Consider the following 18,143-nt stretch of genomic DNA (forward strand, 5'->3'; position numbering starts at 1 on the left):
CGGTTTCGTCGTAGCCGCTCGCTAGGGTACGGGCGTGATCGCCGATGACTCCGACGCTGTGACAATCCGCTTCCTGCGCATGATGCGTGCCGAGATAGGCACCGAACGGGTGGGCGAGGATTCGCTCGGCCGCACCGTCGACCTCGCCCGGCGCTTGTGGGGTACCGGTGACGCCGCCGACGCGCGACTCGCCGACGCCCTGCGCGAGCTGCACGGCGAGCCGGTCGACCTGGCCGATCCGTACGACGTGGCGGGTGCCGCGAGCGCCCTGACGGCCGACGCCGGGCTGCTCACCGAGCCGGACCCGCGCGGCGCGGCGACGGCCCGGTTCGCCGCCAACGCCCGGCGGCTGCGCACCGGCGAGATCACCCCGGCCGAGTTCGACGAGCTGATGGCGCGCGACCGCACCGACCCCGACGCCTGACGACGAGCTGATGGTGCGCGACCGCACCGACGACCCCGATGCCTGACGACGAGCCGGGCGGCTGCCGGCGTCGTCGCCGGACGCCCGGAGCCTGCGTCACGCCGCGCGACCGGCCGTCACCACGCCGGCGGGTCAGCCCGTCCGGACCGGCACGGCCAACTCGGGCGCGTCAGCGGTGAGCAGCGCCGTCCGCGACGGCACGCGCCACAGCTCGTCCAGCGCCGCCGCCAGCTCGTCCAGCATCCGGCGTACGGTCGGCGCCGCCCCCTCGTGCATCGCCTCGACCACCACCAGCACCTCGGTGGTGCCGGCCCGTACCGCTGACGTGCCGCTCTGCCGGTGGCACCAGCGCCGGGCGTGCGCGTTCCCGCCCTGGTCGGCGAAGATCACCTCGCCGGGCGCGGGCTGCTCGCTGTCACCGCCGAGCCCTAGGTAGGACTCCGTGCCGTCGGCCGGGCGCACTGTCAGGTCGCCGCCGATCCGGGCCAGGTCGAGCACTGCGACCGGGACCGCGCACCGGACCGAGAGCGCGTTGCCGAGGTCCACGAGCGGATGCAGCCGGGGCAGGTCCCCGTCCCGCCGCAGCCGGCGCAGCAGCGACTCGGCCGCGCAGCGGTAGCGGGTCGGCGGGCAGCCCATCCGGGCGAACGCGCGACGCCACGCCTGGATCTCCGGGAAGCCGCCCTCCGGCCCGGCGGCGAGCCGGTCCCGGGCGGCGCCGAGATACCCGGCCAGCCGTGGCGTGACGTCGATGTCGGGCGTGACGCCGGTGGCGTGCAGGACGCCGCAGGTCAGTTCGGGAAAGGCCGACCAGATCTCGGGGGAGTGCCGGAAACGCACGGGAAGACTCCTTCCAGGTGCTGAGGGCTAGGCGGTGAACGCGAGGCCGAGGCCCAGGACGAGGAAGCTGCCGGCGAAGGCGTGCCGCAGCAGCCCGGTCAGCCGGGGCCGGGACAGCACCCGTCGGCGCAACGCCCCGGCCAGCAGCGCGTACCCGGTGAACACCAGCAGCGTGACGGCCATGAACACCAGGCCGCAGGCGAGCATGCGCGCTGCGGCGGCGGGCGCGTCCGGCGGTACGAACTGCGGCAGGAACGCCACGAAGAACACAGTCACCTTCGGGTTCAGCAGGTTCAGCAGCACCCCGTCCCGGAACACGGCCGCCGCCGGACGCGGGGGCCGGTCGCCGTCGAGGGCGAACGTGCCCCGGTCGCGCAGCGCCGACCAGGCCATCCAGAGCAGGTACGCCACGCCCAGCCAGGTCACCACGCGGAACGCCGGGGTGCCGGCGCGCAGCAGGGCGGCCAGTCCGGTCACCGCGGCGATCACGTGCGGGACGAGGCTGAGCGTGCCCCCGGCGGCAGCGGCCAGGCCGGCCCGGCGTCCGGCGGTCACAGTGGTGGCGAGCGTGTGCATCACCCCGGTGCCCGGAGTGATCGCGACGACGAGCGACGTCAGCAGGAAGGCGACTGTCATGCGGTCCAGCCTGTGCCCATAATGGCCCGATGGACAGGGCCAAAGCTGCCGTTCCCGAGGAGTCCAAAGCGGCCGGCGCGGACTTCCTCCAGCTCGACGTCGGCGAGGCGCCGCCCGGCGGCCGCGCGGACTGGCTCGCCGCCCGGCTGCGATCCGCCATCGCCGACGGACGGGCGCCGGTGGGCACCCGTCTGCCCGCCAGCCGGGTGCTCGCCGCCGAGCTGGGCGTCTCCCGCGGTGTGGTGACCGAGGCGTACCAGCGGCTGGCCGAGGACGGGCAGGTGGCGGGACGCGGCCGGGCCGGAACGGTGGTGGTCGCCACGCCGGCCGCCGTGGTCACCCGGCCGCCCGAGCCGAGGAGAGCACCGCAGGTGTTCGCCACCCGGCCCGGCGTCGACGCGTTCGACGAGCTGCGCGCCGTACCGGCGCAGGTGGACCTGACTCCCGGCGTACCCGATCTGGCGGCCTTTCCCCGCGCGGCCTGGCTGCGGGCCGAGCGGGCCGTGCTGCACCGGATGACGCCCGCCGCGCTCGGCTACGGCGACCCGGCCGGCACGCCCGCGCTGCGGCTCGCGGTCGCGAACTGGCTGGCCCGCAACCGGGGCGTCCGTGCGGACCCGGCCGAGGTGGTGATCGTGGCCGGGGTGTCCCAGGCGCTCGGCCTGCTCGCGAGGGTGCTGCACGACCGGGGTACGCACACCGTCGCGGTGGAGGATCCCGGCTCGCTGGGCGTACGGCAGCACCTGGTCTACTCCGGGCTGGCGACACCGCCGATCCCGGTGGACGACAGGGGCCTGTGTGTCGACGAGCTGGAGCGTTCCGGCGCTCCGGTCGTGCTGCTCACCCCGGCGCACCAGTTCCCGACCGGGGTGGTGCTCGACGGCGACCGGCGCCGGCGGCTGCTGCGGTGGGCACGCGACGGCGGCCTGGTGGTGGAGGACGACTACGACGCCGAGCACCGCTACGACCGTCCGCCGGTGCCGGCGCTGCGTGCCATGGCGCCGGATCGGGTCTGCTACGTCGGCAGCATCTCCAAGCTGCTCGCGCCGGCCCTGCGGATCGGGTGGATGCTGGTGCCGCCCGCGCTGCACGCCGACGTGGTGGCCGCGAAGCGGGCAGCCGACCTCGGCAACGCGGCGTTGCCGCAGCTCGTGCTGGCCGAGCTGATGGAGTCCGGCGCGCTGGAACGGCACCTGCGGCTGCTGCGCCACCGGCACGTACGCCGGCGGGACGCGATGATCCGGGCGGTCCGCGCGTACCTGCCGGGGGCGGTGGTGCACGGCGCGGCGGCCGGGCTGCACCTGATGGTCACGCTGCCCGGCGACGTCGACGACCGGGCGCTGGCGGCGGCGGCGCTGCGCCGCGGCGTCAAGGTCCACCCGCTGTCCTGGCACAGCCGGCGCCCGCAGCCACCCGGCCTGGTCCTCGGCTACGCGGCGACCCCGCCCTCCGAGATCGACCGAGCCCTCTCCACGGTGGCCGACGCCGTCACCCCGCCCCCGTGATCAAGGAGTTCGTGTCCGAGTCGATCTCCTGGAAGGACACGAACTCCTTGATCAACCGGGGAGAGGCGGGGCGGAGGGCGGGTGGTAGAGGGCAGCCAGGGCGGCGGCGGTTTCGGACAGGCGGGTGCGCAGCGCCTCCGGGGCGAGGACCTCCACGTCGGCGCCGAGCCGGAGCAGGTCGCCGTGGGCGTGGGTGAGCGACTCGATCGGGATGACCGCGTGCACCCAGCCGGTGGCGTCGGGCGGGCCGGCGCTCGCCTCGGCGGCGGCCACCACCACGTCGCTGCCGACCTCGCGCAGCCGGGCGAACCCGCGTGGCGACAGCCGGATGCGCGCCTCGTCGCGGTGCAGGCCGGCCCGGAACTCCACCACGTGCGCGCGCCACCACGCCGGCAGGTCGAACTCCGGCCGCTCGAACGGCTCGTCCAGCGGGGTCAGGTCCAGGATCTGGTTGACCCGGTAGGTGGCCGGGTCGGCGCGGTCCGCCCGGGCGGCGACGAGATACCAGCGCCCGCCCTTGAGCACCAGCCCGTACGGTTCGAGGACCCGGGTCGTCTCGCCCCGCCAGCCCCGGTACCGCACCCGGACCCGGTGCTGCCGCCACACCGCCTCGGCGGCCTCGGCCAGGTACGGCGACGGGTCGCCGTCGGAGTACCAGCCCGGTGTGTCCAGGTGGAACCGCTGTTCCAGCCGGGCCGCCCGGTCGGCCAGCGGCGCGGGCAGCGCGGCCCGCAGCTTGAGCTGGACGGCGGCGACGACCGACTGGTAGCCCAGCTCGGCCGCAGGCCCGGGGAGTCCGGCGAAGAGCAGCCGGTCCGCCTCCTCGGCGGTCAGCCCGGTCAGCCGGGTGCGCCAGCCCTCCACGAGCCGGTAGCCGCCGTCGTGTCCGGCCTCGCCGTACAGCGGGATGCCCGCGGCGTGCAGCGCCTCCACGTCCCGGTAGATCGTGCGCGCCGACACCTGGAGGCGGGCGGCCAGGTCGGCGGCGGTGAGCCGGCCGTGCGCCTGGAGGAGCAGCAGGATGGACAGGAGTCGACTGGCCCGCATTCCACTGACACTAGCTGTCAGGGGAACGGTTTTAGCGTGCCCGCATGGCTTTTCACGACAAGGAGCTGACCGTGCCGGGGACCGTCGAGGTGGCCGGCCGGCACGTCAAGCGCTACCACATGGACCAGCCGGACCGCCGTCTCGAACCGCGGGTGGTCGACGCCGCGTACGCGTACCTGCCGTCGCTGCTGCCCGGCCCGGACGGCTCCACCCCGCCGGCGAGCTGGGTGGTGCTGCACCGGGGCGCGGACACCGGGGCGTACCTGCTGGCGTACAGCTGGTTCTTCGACAACGTGGTCGAGTGCCGCATCGCGATCGCCGGGCAGCCCGCGCTGGACTGCCCGGACGACGACCCGGCGCACTTCGTCGACCTCACCCGCCCCGGCGTCGGCTGCGTCTGGGAACTGGGCGTACTGGAACACGAGCGCACCGCCTGGATCCGGCACGTGCTCGCACCGGACCGGCCGGACCTGGCGGGTTACCTGGCCGACGCCCGGGCCGAGGGGCCGGTGGGCCGCTGATGGGCGACTTCGGCTTCCTCGTCGGCACCTGGGACGTGACCAACCGGCGCCTGCGGCAGCGCCACGTCGGCGGCGACGACTGGGACGAGTTCGCCGGTGTCAGCGAGGCGCGCTCGTTCTTCGACGGCGCGGGCAGCTTCGACGAGATGCGCTGCCCGAGCCGGGGCTTCTCCGGCTCCACGGTGCGCATCCTGAACCCGTCGACCGGGCTGTGGTCGATCTACTGGATGCACAGCAGCCGTGGCGTGCTGGAACTGCCCCCGGTGGTCGGCCGGTTCACCGGCGGCGTCGGCACGTTCTACGCCGACGACACCGACGAGGGGCGGCCGGTACGCTGCCGGTTCCTCTGGTCGGCAGTCACCGCCGACTCATGCCGCTGGGAGCAGGCGTTCTCCACCGACGGTGAGCGCACGTGGGAGACCAACTGGGTCATGGAGTTCCGCCGGACGCGGTGACCGGCGGTGTGGCGGTCCGGTAGATCGCGGTCAGCCACACGTCGAGCAGCACGTCCACCACGTCCCGCTCGGCCACCGCCGGGCCGTCCCCGGCGAACGTGGCGTACCAGACGCGCTCGTTCATCGAGTTCAGCGCGATGGCGAGGTCCCGGGCGGGCAGCCCGTCCGGGGCCGCGCCGCGGGCGCGTTCGGACTCGATCGCGGCCTGCACCGCGCGGACCCAGCGCTCCAGCACCTCGGCCCAGAGCCGCCGCACCTCGGCGTTGGTGCCGCGCACCTGGGCGCAGGCCAGCACCACGTCCCGGTGCCCGCCGAACGTGGCGTGGAACCGGGCGATCAGCTCCCGCCAGTGGGCGCGCGGATCCTCGGCGAGCCGCTCGAACACGCCCCCGGCGGCGGCGTCGGCCTCCTCGGTGACCCGGTCGAGCAGCGTGAGCAGCACCGCGTCCTTGGACGGGAAGTAGAAGTAGAACGTGGGCCGGGAGATCCCCGCGCCGCGCGCCAGGTCGTCGATGGAGATGTCGGCGAAGGGACGCTCGGCGAGCAACCGCTCGGCCGTGGCCAGGATCGCGGTCTCCCGGTCGTCGCCGGTGGACCGGCCGGCCCGCCGCCCGCGCGTCGGCGCGGCGCCGGTCGGCGTACGGGCGGTCGTCATGTCGGCAGATGCTACACCCGCTCGACACCCTGTCGATTCGACTCGACACGGTGTTGACTGCGGTCGACGGCGATGGATAGTGTCCGGTCCACCGCCGGTGCGAACGGGAGAAACCGATGGCCGCAGACCACGTCGACGTCCTCATCGTCGGGGCCGGCCTGTCCGGCATCGGCGCCGCCGTCCACCTCGGACGTGAGTGCCCCGGCAAGACCTACGCGGTGCTGGAGGCCCGGGGCGCCATCGGCGGCACCTGGGACCTGTTCCGCTACCCGGGCATCCGCTCCGACTCCGACATGTACACCCTCGGCTACTCGTTCAAGCCGTGGACCGACCCGAAGGCCATCGCCGACGGCGACTCCATCCGGGCGTACGTCCGGCAGACCGCCCGCGAGTACGACGTGGAGCGGCACATCCGCTTCCACCACCGGGCCGTCCGCGCCGAGTGGGACAGCGCCACCGCGCGCTGGACCGTGCACGCCCACCGCGACGACACCGGCGAGGACGTCACCCTCACCTGCGCCTTCCTGTTCACCAACTCCGGCTACTACCGCTACGACGAGGGGTACACGCCGCGGTTCCCCGGCGTCGAGCGGTACGCCGGCACGCTCGTGCACCCGCAGCACTGGCCCGACGACCTGGACTACGCCGGCAAGCGGGTCGTGGTGATCGGCAGCGGCGCCACGGCTGTCACCCTGGTCCCGGCCATGGCCGAGCGGGCCGCCCACGTCACCATGCTCCAGCGCTCACCCACGTACGTGATCGCGCTGCCCTCGCGCGACCCGTTCGCCGACGCCGCGCGGCGCTGGCTGCCCCCCAAGGCCGCGTACGCGGTGGCCCGGTGGAAGAACGTCACGCTCGGCGTGGCCAACTTCCAGCTCAGCCGCCGCGCCCCCGGCGTGGTGAAGCGGTTCCTGCGCCGGGCCGCGAAGGGCCGCCTCCCGTCCGGGTACGACGTCGACAGGCACTTCTCGCCCCGCTACAACCCGTGGGACCAGCGGCTGTGCGTGGTGCCGGACGGTGACCTGTTCGCCGCGCTGAGCGCCGGCCGCGCGTCGGTGGTGACCGACACCATCGACACGTTCACCGAGCACGGCATCCGGCTCGCCTCCGGTGAGGAGCTGCCCGCCGACGTGGTGGTCACCGCCACCGGTCTCAACCTGCTCGCGCTCGGCGGCATGACGCTGGCTGTCGACGGCGCCGAGGTCGACCTCGCCTCGACTGTCGCCTACAAGGGCATGATGCTGTCCGGCGTGCCGAACTTCGCCATGACCATCGGCTACACCAACGCCTCCTGGACGCTCAAGGCCGACCTCGTCGCCACGTACGTGTGCCGGCTGCTGCGCCACCTCGACGACACCGGCCGGCAGATCGTCACGCCGCTCGCCCCGGACACCGACGACCTGGTGCCGATCATCGACCTTCAGTCCGGCTACGTGCTGCGCGCCGTCGACCAGCTGCCCAAGCAGGGGCCGCAGGCGCCGTGGCGGCTGCACCAGAACTATCCCCGAGACGTACGCCTGATGCGGCACGGCCCGCTCACCGACGGCGTACGGTTCGACCGCGCCGACGTACCCGCCACGGCGGCCACCACCTCGGGAGGAACCGATGCGTGACCTCGTCTTCCCCGGCGGCACGGCGGTGCTCACCGGCGCGGCGAGCGGCATCGGCGCGGCACTGGCCCACGGCCTGGCCCGGCGCGGCGCCGATCTGGTGCTGCTCGACCGGGACGCCGACGGCCTGGCCGCCACCGTGGCCGCGATCCGGGCCGCGTACCCGGACCGGCGGGTGGAGACCCATCTGGTTGACCTGGCCGACGCCGACGCCACCGACCGGGTCGCCGCCGAGATCCACAGTGCGCACCCCCGGATCCGCCTGCTGATCAACAACGCCGGTGTGGCGCTGGGCGGGCGCTTCGACCAGGTCACCCTGGAGGAGTTCCTCTGGGTCATCGAGATCAACTTCCGGGCGGTGGTGCGCCTGACCCACGCGCTGCTGCCCGCGCTCAAGGCCGAACCCGGCGCCCACCTGGTGAACGTGTCCAGCCTGTTCGGGCTGATCGCGCCCGCCGGGCAGGCCGCGTACGCGGCGAGCAAGTTCGCCGTACGCGGCTTCACCGAGGCGCTGCGGCACGAGCTCGTCGACGACGGCGTCGGCGTCACATCGGTGCACCCGGGCGGCATCCGCACCCGGATCGCCGCCAGCGCCCGGGTCGGCAGCGGCGTGGCCCTCGACGAGTACGAGGCCGGGCGCAAGCAGTTCGAGAAGCTGCTCACCATCGACCCGGCGACCGCCGCCGAGGTGATCCTGCGCGGCGCGCAGCGCCGTCGCGGCCGGGTGCTGATCGGCTGGTCGGCGAAACTGCCCGACCTGCTCGCCCGCGTCGCCCCCGCCGGGTACGGCCGGGCGCTGGCCCTGGGCATGCGCCTCCGTCCGGCCCGGCGGGCCGACGCCGGCGTGCCGGTGCCGTCTCCCCGGACCGGCGAGGAGGCCGGGGCGGAACCCGGACGCCGGGCGTGACGCTCGCCCTGCCCCCGGCCGGCGAGCGCACCGTCGACGGGCGGCGTACCCGCTGCCGGATCAGCGGCGACGGGCCGCCCGTGGTGCTTCTGCACGGCATCGGCCGTACCCTCGACGACTTCACCGCCCTGCACACGGAGCTGGCCCACGACCACCTGGTGCTCGCGATGGACCTGCCCGGGCACGGCGGCTCCGCGCCGCTGGACGGACCGCACACGCTCCCGGCGCTGGCCGCCGCGGTGGCCCGCTTCCTGGACGTGGCCGGGGTGACCGGCCCCGCCCACCTGGTCGGCAACTCCCTCGGCGGGGCGGTCGCGATGCGCCTTGCCGCCGACGAACCGCGGCGCGTCGCCAGCCTGGCGTTGCTCAACAGCGCCGGCTTCGGCCGCGAGGTGACGGTGGCGCTGCGGCTGCTCGCGGTACGCCCGCTGGCCCGGCTGCTGCTGCGCCCGCACCCGGGGATCGTCCGCCGGACCGAACGGGCGATCTTCCACGACCCGGCGTACGTCACGGCCGAGCGGCTCACCACCGCGCTCGCGGTGGCCCGGCAGCCGCACGCCGCCCGGGTGATGCTGGAGCTGGTCCGCGACCTGGGCACCTGGCGCGGCGTACGCCCGCAGTGGCGCGCCGACCTGCTCGACGCGGTGGCCGCGCTCGGCCTGCCCACGCTGCTCGTCTGGGGCGAGCGCGACCTGGTCCTGCCCGCCGCGCACCTGGCGTACGCCCGCACCCGGCTGCCCGAGGCGCGCAGCCACCTGTTCCGCGACACCGGGCACATGCCGCAGATCGAGCGGACCGCCGAGGTGGAGGCGCTGCTGCGGGAGCTGTGGGCCTGACCGTGGCCTGCGCCACTGTCCCGGCCCGCGCCGGACCGTCCGGCCGGCCCCGGGAGCAGTCTTAGATACATGACGCATCTCAGCCGGGTCGCGCCGTCCGCCACCGAGCGGGCGTACCGGCACCTCAAGCAGGCCATCCTGGAGCAGGTCTACCCGGGCGGCCAGCTCGTCAGCGAGGGCGAGATCGCCGAGGCGACGGGGGTGTCCCGCACCCCGGTCCGGGAGGCGCTGCTGCGGCTGGAGACCGAAGGGCTGGTCAAGCTCTACCCGAAGCGCGGCGCGCTGATCCGGCCGGTGTCGGCCCGGGAGATCGCCGACGTGATCGAGGCCCGCCGCCTGGTCGAACTGCACGCCGCCTACCGGGTCTGGCCGCGCCGCGCCGAGCTGCGCGCCGACCTGGCCCGCCGGCTGGACGAGATGCGCCGCGCGCACGCCGCCGGTGACATCACCACCCTGATGGCCGCCGACCGCTCGTTCCACGCCGCAGTGGTCGAGGCGGCCGGCAACGAGATCCTCGCCGAGCTGTACCACCGGCTGCGCGACAGGCAGCTCCGCATGGGCGAGGCGAGCTTCCGGCTCTCACCCGGCTGGGCCGAGGTCGCCCTCACCGAGCACGCCGGCCAGCTCGCCGCGCTCGACGGCGACGACCCGCAGGCGTGGCACGACGCGGTCGCCGCGCACATCGACACCGCCGCGCGGATGCTCGGGACGCTGCGGTGAACGCGGGTCGCCGCCCCGCCGCCCTGGTGTACGCGGTGGCCGTCACCGCCTATCTGACGGCCGTGTTCCACCGCAGCTCCCTCGGCGTGACGGGGGTCGACGCGGCGGAGCGCTTCCACATCAACGCCGCCGCGCTCGCCACGTTCTCCGTCGCCCAGCTCGCCGTCTACGCCGCCATGCAGGTGCCGGTCGGGGTGCTGCTGGACCGCTACGGCTCGCGCCGGCTGCTGCTGGCCGGCGGCGCGCTCATGGTGGCCGGGCAGCTCCTGTTCGCGGTGGCCGGCGACGTACCGGCCGCCGTCGCCGCCCGGGTGCTCGTCGGTCTCGGCGACGCCATGACCTTCATCAGCGTGCTGCGCATCGTCGCGTTCTGGTTCCCCGGCCGGCGCAACCCGCTGCTGGTGCAGCTCACCGGCACCGTCGGCCAGTTCGGTGCGGTGCTCGGCGCCGTACCCCTGGTGCTGCTGCTGCACCGCGCGGGCTGGACCCCGGCGTTCCTGACCGCCGCGGCGCTCGGCGCCACGGTGGTGCTGCTGGTCCTCGTCGCGGTACGCGACACCCCGCACGCCGAACACGCCACCGCGCTCGCCCCCGACCTGGCCACCGTACGGCGGCAGCTCGCCGACGCCTGGGCGCAGCCCGGCACGCGGCTGGGCCTGTGGACGCACTTCGTCACCCAGTTCTCCGGCGCGGTGTTCGCGCTGCTGTGGGGGTACCCGTTCCTCGTGCAGGGGCAGGGGTTCTCGCCGACCGCGGCGGCCGGGATGCTCACCCTGATGACAGTGGTGACGCTCGTGTGCGGGCCGGTGATCGCGCACCTGTGCTCGCGCCACCCGTTCCACCGCTCGGTGGTGGTCTTCGCGATCACCGCCACCACCGCCGGGGTGTGGGCGGTGGTGCTGGCCTGGCCCGGCCGCGCGCCGCACTGGCTGCTGGTGGCGCTCGTGGTGGTGCTCGCGGTGAACGGACCCGGCTCGATGATCGGGTTCGACTACGCCCGCACGTTCAACCCGGTGCACCGCATCGGCAGTGCCACCGGCATCGTCAACGTGGGCGGCTTCGTCGCCTCGATCGCGCTGATCCTGGCCGTCGGCGTGGTGCTCGACCTGGCCACCCCGGCCGGGCGGGACGCGCCTCCGCTGTCCGCGTTCCGCTGGGCGTTCGCCGTGCAGTTCCTGCTCTGGGCGCTCGGCGCGGCGCAGGTGCTGCGCTACCGCAACGCCGCCCGTCGCCGCCTCGCCGACGAGCGGGCCGCCGCTGCGGTGCCGGCGGCGGCCTGAGTACGCGGGCGGCCGGGCGCGGTTTCGGCGCGGCCGGCTCAGGGCCGGTGCCGCACCAGCGAGTCGAGCACCAGGGTCAGCCCCGCGCCGACCAGCCACACGTCCTTGGCCAGGCCGATGCCCTCCTGGCTCGGCCGCAGGCTGCTGCCCTCGCGCATGCCCGGCGTCTTCAGGTAGAGCTGCACCAGACCCGCGCCGAACGCGGTGAGCGCGGCTCCGGCCAGCAGCGACGGGACGAACGGGGCGAGCAGCGCCGCGCCGAGCGCGACCTCGCCCCGAGACAGCAGCACGGCGAACCGGTCCGGCGGGATCTGCCGCAGCTGCGGCATCGCGCCGGCCGCCATGCCGTGCATGCCAGCGGCGGCCTCACCCTCCAGGCCCCGCTTGCCCAGCCCGGAGTTCAGGATGTACGCGCCGATCGCGACCCGCAGCGGCGCATGCGACAGCCTCATGATCACTCCCGTCCCACCTGGTAGAACCGGCACACCGGGTACCCGGTCATGACCAGGACAATCCGGCGGCCTTCATTGGTTCGCGGGTCATGATCAGCGGTAGGTTCTGGGTGCAGACGCACGCAACGAAGGAGGCACCGTGAGCCAGGAAGTCCGGGGAGTCGTGTCGCGGCGCAAGGGCGCGCCCGTGGAGGTCACCACCATCGTGGTGCCGGACCCGGGGCCGGGCGAGGCGGTGGTCCGCATCCAGTCGTGCGGCGTCTGCCACACCGACCTGCACTACCGCGAGGGCGGCATCAACGACGACTACCCGTTCCTGCTCGGCCACGAGGCCGCCGGCATCGTGGAGCAGGTCGGCGACGGCGTCACCGACGTGGCACCCGGCGACTTCGTGGTGCTCAACTGGCGCGCGGTCTGCGGGCAGTGCCGGGCCTGCCGGCGCGGCCGCCCGTGGTACTGCTTCGCCACCCACAACGCGACGCAGAAGATGACGCTCACCGACGGCACCGAGCTGACGCCCGCGCTCGGCATCGGCGCGTTCGCCGAGAAGACGCTCGTCCACGCCGGGCAGTGCACGAAGGTCGACCCGTCGGCCCGGCCGGCGGCGGTCGGCCTGCTCGGCTGCGGCGTGATGGCTGGTCTCGGCGCGGCCATGAACACCGGCAACGTGTCCCGGGGCGACTCGGTCGCGGTGATCGGCTGCGGCGGTGTCGGCGACGCGGCGGTGGCCGGGGCGGCCCTGGCCGGCGCGACCACGATCATCGCGGTGGACACCGACTCCCGCAAGCTCGACTGGGCGCGCAAGTTCGGCGCCACCCACACCGTCAACGCCTCCGAGGACGACGCGGTGGAGGCCATCCGCGCGGCCACCGGCGGCTTCGGCGCCGACGTGGTGATCGACGCGGTCGGCCGCCCGGAGACGTGGAAGCAGGCGTTCTACGCCCGCGACCTGGCCGGCACCGTCGTGCTGGTCGGCGTGCCGACCCCGGAGATGACAGTCGACCTGCCGCTGCTGGACGTCTTCGGCCGCGGCGGCGCGCTCAAGTCCAGCTGGTACGGCGACTGCCTGCCCAGCCGCGACTTCCCGATGCTCACCGAGCTGTACCGGCAGGGCCGGCTGGACCTGGACGCCTTCGTCACCGAGGAGATCGCCCTCGACCAGGTCGAGGAGGCGTTCGCCCGGATGCACCACGGCGACGTGCTGCGCTCGGTGGTGGTCTTCCCGTGACCGCCCGCGTCGACCACGCCGTCACCTCCGGCACGTTCTCGCTCGACGGCCAGACGTTCGACGTGGACAACAACGTTTGGGTGATCGGTGACGACTCGGAGTGCGTCGTCCTCGACGCGCCGCACGACGTGGCCGCCATCCGTGAGGTGATCGGTGACCGGCGGGTGCTGGCGATCATCGCCACCCACGCCCACGACGACCACGTCCGGGTCGCGCCCGAGCTGGCCCGGGCCACCGGCGCGCCGGTGCTGCTGCACCCCGCCGACCGGGTGCTGTGGGACATGGTGCACCCGGACACGGCCCCGGACGGCGAGCTGACCGACGGGCAGACCATCGCCGTCGGCGGCACCACGCTGCGGGTGCTGCACACGCCCGGCCACAGTCCCGGCGCGTGCAGCCTGTACGCCCCCGACCTGGGCGCGGTCTTCACCGGCGACACCCTGTTCGCCGGTGGACCGGGCGCGACCGGGCGGTCGTACAGCGACTTCGGCACCATCGTCGAGTCGATCCGTACCCGGCTGCTCACGCTGCCGCCGGAGACGGTGGTGCACACGGGGCACGGCGACGACACCACGATCGGGGCCGAGGCGCCGCACCTGGACGAGTGGATCGCCCGGGGCCACTGAGGACCGAACACCCGCGCGGGCCCGGCCGGAGCAGTCCGGTCCGGGCCCACGGCGTCTCCCGGCCCGTCCGCGCGCCGGCGGGCGTCCGTCCGCTTCGGACGGCACCAAAATCGTGTGGCCGGGCGAGGTCCCGTCCGGTGATACTCGGGCCCGTGTCCGTCGCCACACTCACCGCCGCCCAGTCCGCCGCGCTGCGCCACGTCCGCGACGTCGCGCTGCGCGACCGCCCGGCGGCGCTCGCCGTCATCGCCCGCCACCTCGCCGCCTCCGGCGCCACATACCGGTACGAGGAGGTCGTCGCCGCGGTGACCGGGTACGGGCGCCTGACTGTCAACTTCCACCCCGACCGGGTGCTGCGGGACGGCCGCGCCGTGATCGAGGCGCTGGACGAGGAGGGCGTCTACCGCAGCCAGTTCGAGACCGGCATCTCCAACGGCGGGCTGACCGCGTACCCGGGCGGCGACCGGGACGTCTGGGAGCAGGCGATGTTCGGCGGCGCGTACCAGCGTCCCGGCGTGCTCCCCACGGAGCGCCCGAAGTACGGCGGCCTGAACCTGCTCGACCACGCCGACGGCGCGTGCCCCCGGTTCGGTTCGTGTCACCTGCGGCTGCGCCCGGAGGTGCTGGCCCGGGCGACGTTCAGCTTCAGTGACAGCCACATCGAGCCCACCGAGTTCGGCACTGTCGACGTCTTCGAGCCGGTGTTCGCGGCGGTGCTGACCGCCACCGCCGGTACCGGCGTCGCCCTGGGCGTGGCCGGCATGGACACCGGCACGCTGCTGCGGACGCTGCTGCGCCGCCGGGAACGGGAGTCCGGGCGGGTCGGCCGGGCGTTGGACGACTACATCGAGGCGCAGGTGCACGGCGAGATCAGCCTGGCCCGCGACGTCGAGGCGCTCGTGGTCGACCCGTCGTTCCGCGGCACCGACGTGGGGCGCCGCCTGGAGGGCATCGCCGCGCGGCACGGCGTGGCGCTGCGCTTCCACCCCGGCTTCGTGCTGCCCGTCGACGCCGTGGACGCCGAGTTCCGCGGCCCGGACATCCCGCCGCTGGCCGTACGGGTCGCCGCCGAGTTCGCCCGCCCGGGGGAGCCGCTGCACGCGGCGCTCGTCGGCCGCGCCGCCGCCTCGGTGGTACGCGAGCCGCAGCGCTGGGCAGACCGGGGGCCGGCCGCGGTGACGCTTCAGCACCTCAAGCAGCTCTGGCATGTGCTGGTCCGGTTCGGCGTTCCGGCCTGATCATCCCTTTTCGTCCCGTCCGCCGCGCTCCGGCAGCCGCTGCCCGGAATCGCGGGTGACCTGGACCGCAGCCTCGGCCCTGCCCGGCATTTCCGGAATGACCGACACTGCGGGCTCGTTGTGTCCCCCGTACCGCCGGAAGCCAAACACCTACCCGGCGGTAGTCCCTCGAGGGGCGCTCACCCCGGAGCGCGTCGTAACGATCGAAAGGGCAACCATCGTGAAGCAGCACTTCACTCGATGGCTCCCCGCCATCGCGAAGACCGCCGTCGCGAAGACCGCCGCCGTCACCCGTAACCGCCGCGCCGCGCTGAGCGTGGCGGGTGTGGCAGTCCTGGGCGGCCTGGCCGTCGGCCCCGTCGCCGTGGCCGCGCCCGTGACCAGCGGGCCGCACGCCGGCGCCAAGGCCGCGATCGACCTGGCCACCGGCAAGAAGACCTCCACCGAGGCGGTCAAGCCCGGCCAGACCACCGGCCTGGACAAGGTGCCGACCCGGGCCGACCGGCCGGCCAAGGAGAAGCTCGTGCCGCACGGCGTCGAGGGCGCGCAGTCGCGCATCCCGCTCGACGACGCGCAGCTCGACAACGCCAAGGCCATCGTCGAGGCGGCCAAGGAGACCGGCGTGGGGGAGCGGGGCGCCGTGATCGGCGTTGCGACCTCGCTGCAGGAGTCGAAGCTGTACAACCTGGGTCACCTCGGCGCGTACAACGACCACGACTCGGAGGGCCTGTTCCAGCAGCGCCCGTCGTCCGGTTGGGGCACGTCCGAGCAGATCACCGACCCGGAGTACTCCAGCAAGGCGTTCTTCAACGCGCTGAAGAACGTCGGCGGCTGGCACGAGCTGCCGCTGACCACCGCCGCGCAGACGGTCCAGGTGTCCGCCTACCCGTACGCGTACGCGCAGTGGGAGGAGCAGGCGGCGGACATCGTCCAGCAGGTCTGGTGACCCGACACCCGTAGCGAACGGCCGGCCCTTCCAGGGCCGGCCGTTCTCGCATGGAGCAGGCCTCAGGGGGAGGGCGGACGTGTGGGCGCGATGTCCGGTTGCGCTGTGCTGGGCGGCACTGCGCGGGCGGAATCGGGGGTGGGCGGATGGCGTTGTAACCCGGTGCGCGACCGGAGCGGCGCCGCCGAGCGCCCCCGGGAACAGCCCCGGGCTGCCGGTCGTTGCAGATGCACCCGGCACGCCCCGCGCTGCCGGATCCCCCCGAGAAACCTGAGCGCCTGACGGTGCCCACGCATCCCCCCCCGGATGCGTCGACCCCCGAACGGAGCCCACCATGAACACGATCCTGCGCAAGAGCATCCTCGGTATCGCCGGTCTGGCCTTCACCGGTGGCGTGTTCGCCGGTCCGGTCGCCGCCCACGCGGCGGACACCGCCACGCCGGCCGCCGTCGCGGTCCAGGGCGTGAGCCCGCAGGGCGCGCAGTCGCACGTGGACCTGAACGACGAGCAGCTCGCCAACGCCAAGGCCATCATCGCGGCCACCAAGAAGGCGGGCCTGCCCGAGCGCGCCGCGGTCATCTCGATCGCCACCGCGCTGCAGGAGTCGAAGCTGGAGAACCTGGGTCACCTGGGTGACCGCAACGACCACGACTCGCTGGGCCTGTTCCAGCAGCGGCCGTCCAGCGGCTGGGGTACGCCGGAGCAGATCACCGACCCCGAGTACTCGACGCTGGCGTTCCTCAAGGGCCTCAAGCAGGTCGACGGCTGGCAGGACATGCCGCTGACCGAGGCCGCGCAGACCGTGCAGGTCAGCGCCTACCCCGACGCGTACGCGCAGTGGGAGAAGCAGGCCGCCGAGATCGTGGCCGAGCACTGGAACAAGTAAGACCTGACGAAAGGCCGGTACCCGATCCGGGTGCCGGCCTTTCGCGTGCCCTCAGCCGCTGTGCGCGGCGAGCCACGACAGCACCGGCTCGACCACCGACGGGTCCAGCGGCTGCTTCGCCTCGTCCCGGTACGCCCGCAGCGACGGCGGACCGGGCCGGCGGCGCAGCACGTGGGTGACGTCCGGCAGCACTCCGGTCTGCACGGGCCCGCCCGCGTGCGCGGCGATGACCGGCAGGTCCGCCGGATCGGTCTGGAGATCCTTGTCGCCGGTGAGCGCGAGGATCGGCGCGTCGACGCGGGCCAGGTCCGGCCGGGGGTCGTAGCGCAGGAACTCCCGGAACCAGCGGGCGTTGAGCCGCTGCCCGCCGACCCACGCCACGTCCTTGTCGGTGGCGAGGATCTTCTCGTGGTTGCGGGCCACCTTCGCCACCAGGTCGGTGCGGGTGAGCCGGAGGACGAGGCGTACCGGCGCGGGCAGGGTGGGCAGCAGCAGCCCGGCCTGCCGGCGCAGGACCTCGGCGCCGGTGCGCCCGGGCGCGGAGAGCAGGACCAGGCCGGCCACCGGTACGCCGCGCGCGGCGAGCGCGACAGCGGTGAGCGCGCCCTCGCTGTGCCCGACCAGGAACAGCCGCCCGGCGTCCACGGCCGGGTCGTCGCGCACCGCGGCGAGCACGGCGGCCGCGTCGTCGACGTTGTCGTGGAAGCCGGTACGCAGGAACTCGCCGCTGCTCTCGCCGACGCCCCGCCTGTCGTACCGGGCGACAGCGATCCCGGCCCCGGTCAGCGCGGCGGCCAGGTGCCGCTGGATGCCCAGCGGCAGGCGGCGGTGGTCGCCGTCGCGGTTGATCGGCCCGGAGCCGGGCAGCAGCAGCGCCAACGGATGCGGTCCGGCGCCGTCGGGCAGCGTGAGCGTGCCGGACAGCCGCTGCCCGGCCGAGTCGACGGCGAGCGGACGGTCGACCGTCACGGCAGCACCGCCGCGGCCAGGGCGGAGGCGTCGTCGGCGCCGATCAGCAGGGAGTCGTACGCCTGGCCGGTGAGGGTGATGCGGACGGCCGGCTGGCCGCCGCGGACGCTGACGAACTCCTTGCCGGCCCTGCCGCGCCAGGTGCCGACGTTGCGCGTGCCGGGGACGCCGAGGCCGGGCGCCCGGATGCCGCGGGTGGCGCGCGCCCCGTCCGGTACGACGACGGCGCCGCTGACGGCGGAGCGGGGGAACGACAGGTCGCCGCGCAGCGCCCAGACCTTCTCGGCGGTGGTGAGCCGGACGTCGATGCGGTCGGGGGTGAGGTCGATGGTGGCCATCGGCGAACTCCTCGCTTCTGTTAT

At 74.4% G+C, this 18,143-nt stretch carries 21 protein-coding genes; 14 read left to right on the plus strand and 7 right to left on the minus strand.

Features of this window, described 5'->3' with window-relative positions:
• The first annotated feature begins 34 nt into the window (after window positions 1-34).
• Window positions 35-424, plus strand: coding sequence for a hypothetical protein (locus FHX31_RS13745; protein ID WP_013476725.1), 390 nt, complete (start codon window positions 35-37; stop codon window positions 422-424).
• Window positions 425-556: 132 nt separating this feature from the next.
• Here the strand turns inward: FHX31_RS13745 and FHX31_RS13750 are convergent, their stop codons facing one another.
• Window positions 557-1,264, minus strand: a complete 708-nt coding sequence (locus FHX31_RS13750; RefSeq protein WP_013476726.1) for a B3/B4 domain-containing protein — start codon at window positions 1,262-1,264, stop codon at window positions 557-559.
• Window positions 1,265-1,291: 27 nt separating this feature from the next.
• Window positions 1,292-1,900: a LysE family translocator gene (locus FHX31_RS13755; RefSeq protein WP_013476727.1), complete on the minus strand. Its 609-nt coding sequence runs from the start codon at window positions 1,898-1,900 to the stop codon at window positions 1,292-1,294.
• A 29-nt stretch (window positions 1,901-1,929) separates the two neighbouring features.
• Here FHX31_RS13755 and pdxR point away from each other — a divergent pair, with 29 nt between their 5' ends.
• A complete protein-coding gene (pdxR, locus tag FHX31_RS13760) occupies window positions 1,930-3,405 on the plus strand; it encodes a MocR-like pyridoxine biosynthesis transcription factor PdxR (RefSeq protein WP_184976386.1) in 1,476 nt (491 codons plus the stop codon).
• A gap of 51 nt (window positions 3,406-3,456) precedes the next feature.
• On the opposite strand, the gene FHX31_RS13765 is transcribed toward pdxR, so the two are convergent.
• Window positions 3,457-4,452: a helix-turn-helix transcriptional regulator gene (locus FHX31_RS13765; protein WP_184976388.1), complete on the minus strand. Its 996-nt coding sequence runs from the start codon at window positions 4,450-4,452 to the stop codon at window positions 3,457-3,459.
• A gap of 44 nt (window positions 4,453-4,496) precedes the next feature.
• On the opposite strand from FHX31_RS13765, the gene FHX31_RS13770 reads away from it, so the two are divergent.
• Window positions 4,497-4,973, plus strand: a complete 477-nt coding sequence (locus tag FHX31_RS13770; RefSeq protein ID WP_013286419.1) for a hypothetical protein — start codon at window positions 4,497-4,499, stop codon at window positions 4,971-4,973.
• Window positions 4,973-5,428, plus strand: coding sequence for a hypothetical protein (locus tag FHX31_RS13775; protein WP_184976390.1), 456 nt, complete (start codon window positions 4,973-4,975; stop codon window positions 5,426-5,428). Before FHX31_RS13770 ends, FHX31_RS13775 begins: the two co-directional genes overlap by 1 nt.
• On the opposite strand, the gene FHX31_RS13780 is transcribed toward FHX31_RS13775, so the two are convergent.
• The gene (locus tag FHX31_RS13780; protein WP_013286417.1) at window positions 5,403-6,083 is read right to left on the minus strand and encodes a TetR/AcrR family transcriptional regulator; all 681 of its coding nucleotides are present in this window, start codon (window positions 6,081-6,083) and stop codon (window positions 5,403-5,405) included. The two genes, FHX31_RS13775 and FHX31_RS13780, sit on opposite strands and share 26 nt — an antisense overlap.
• A gap of 116 nt (window positions 6,084-6,199) precedes the next feature.
• On the opposite strand from FHX31_RS13780, the gene FHX31_RS13785 reads away from it, so the two are divergent.
• The 5 genes from FHX31_RS13785 to FHX31_RS13805 all read left to right on the plus strand — a co-directional run bounded on the left by FHX31_RS13785 (window position 6,200) and on the right by FHX31_RS13805 (window position 11,436).
• Window positions 6,200-7,696 carry a flavin-containing monooxygenase gene (locus tag FHX31_RS13785; protein ID WP_184976392.1) on the plus strand — a complete coding sequence of 499 codons (1,497 nt, stop codon included), beginning with the start codon at window positions 6,200-6,202 and terminating at the stop codon, window positions 7,694-7,696.
• Window positions 7,689-8,600 carry an SDR family NAD(P)-dependent oxidoreductase gene (locus FHX31_RS13790; RefSeq protein WP_184976394.1) on the plus strand — a complete coding sequence of 304 codons (912 nt, stop codon included), beginning with the start codon at window positions 7,689-7,691 and terminating at the stop codon, window positions 8,598-8,600. The genes FHX31_RS13785 and FHX31_RS13790 overlap by 8 nt, the downstream gene beginning before the upstream one ends.
• Window positions 8,597-9,436: an alpha/beta fold hydrolase gene (locus FHX31_RS13795; protein ID WP_184976396.1), complete on the plus strand. Its 840-nt coding sequence runs from the start codon at window positions 8,597-8,599 to the stop codon at window positions 9,434-9,436. The genes FHX31_RS13790 and FHX31_RS13795 overlap by 4 nt, the downstream gene beginning before the upstream one ends.
• A gap of 69 nt (window positions 9,437-9,505) precedes the next feature.
• Window positions 9,506-10,156, plus strand: a complete 651-nt coding sequence (locus FHX31_RS13800; protein WP_184976398.1) for a GntR family transcriptional regulator — start codon at window positions 9,506-9,508, stop codon at window positions 10,154-10,156.
• On the plus strand, window positions 10,153-11,436 hold the full coding sequence (locus tag FHX31_RS13805) for an MFS transporter (protein WP_013476734.1): 1,284 nt from the start codon (window positions 10,153-10,155) through the stop codon (window positions 11,434-11,436). Before FHX31_RS13800 ends, FHX31_RS13805 begins: the two co-directional genes overlap by 4 nt.
• 38 nt (window positions 11,437-11,474) lie before the next feature.
• On the opposite strand, the gene FHX31_RS13810 is transcribed toward FHX31_RS13805, so the two are convergent.
• Window positions 11,475-11,888, minus strand: a complete 414-nt coding sequence (locus tag FHX31_RS13810) for a hypothetical protein (RefSeq protein WP_013476735.1) — start codon at window positions 11,886-11,888, stop codon at window positions 11,475-11,477.
• 139 nt (window positions 11,889-12,027) lie between these two features.
• On the opposite strand from FHX31_RS13810, the gene FHX31_RS13815 reads away from it, so the two are divergent.
• The 5 genes from FHX31_RS13815 (at window position 12,028) to FHX31_RS13835 (ending at window position 16,812) form a co-directional block, all read left to right on the plus strand.
• Window positions 12,028-13,116 (plus strand): S-(hydroxymethyl)mycothiol dehydrogenase, encoded by a 1,089-nt coding sequence (locus tag FHX31_RS13815; RefSeq protein ID WP_013476736.1) that lies wholly within the window; start codon window positions 12,028-12,030, stop codon window positions 13,114-13,116.
• Window positions 13,113-13,742, plus strand: a complete 630-nt coding sequence (locus FHX31_RS13820; RefSeq protein ID WP_013476737.1) for an MBL fold metallo-hydrolase — start codon at window positions 13,113-13,115, stop codon at window positions 13,740-13,742. Before FHX31_RS13815 ends, FHX31_RS13820 begins: the two co-directional genes overlap by 4 nt.
• Window positions 13,743-13,879: 137 nt before the next feature.
• Window positions 13,880-14,980, plus strand: a complete 1,101-nt coding sequence (locus FHX31_RS13825) for a DUF3626 domain-containing protein (protein WP_184976400.1) — start codon at window positions 13,880-13,882, stop codon at window positions 14,978-14,980.
• Window positions 14,981-15,200: 220 nt separating this feature from the next.
• Complete coding sequence (locus FHX31_RS13830) at window positions 15,201-15,926, plus strand: hypothetical protein (protein WP_030275023.1); 726 nt, start codon at window positions 15,201-15,203, stop codon at window positions 15,924-15,926.
• Between the two features lie 334 nt (window positions 15,927-16,260).
• Window positions 16,261-16,812 carry a hypothetical protein gene (locus tag FHX31_RS13835; protein WP_145754964.1) on the plus strand — a complete coding sequence of 184 codons (552 nt, stop codon included), beginning with the start codon at window positions 16,261-16,263 and terminating at the stop codon, window positions 16,810-16,812.
• 51 nt (window positions 16,813-16,863) lie between these two features.
• Here FHX31_RS13835 and FHX31_RS13840 read toward each other — a convergent pair whose 3' ends face one another.
• Both FHX31_RS13840 and FHX31_RS13845 read right to left on the minus strand, forming a co-directional pair.
• Entirely contained in the window at window positions 16,864-17,781 is a 918-nt protein-coding gene (locus FHX31_RS13840; protein WP_091327680.1) for an alpha/beta hydrolase family protein, read from the minus strand.
• The gene (locus FHX31_RS13845; RefSeq protein ID WP_013286404.1) at window positions 17,778-18,119 is read right to left on the minus strand and encodes a hypothetical protein; all 342 of its coding nucleotides are present in this window, start codon (window positions 18,117-18,119) and stop codon (window positions 17,778-17,780) included. Before FHX31_RS13845 ends, FHX31_RS13840 begins: the two co-directional genes overlap by 4 nt.
• Window positions 18,120-18,143: the final 24 nt, after the last annotated feature.

The organism is Micromonospora sp. CNZ286 (assembly GCF_014207755.1).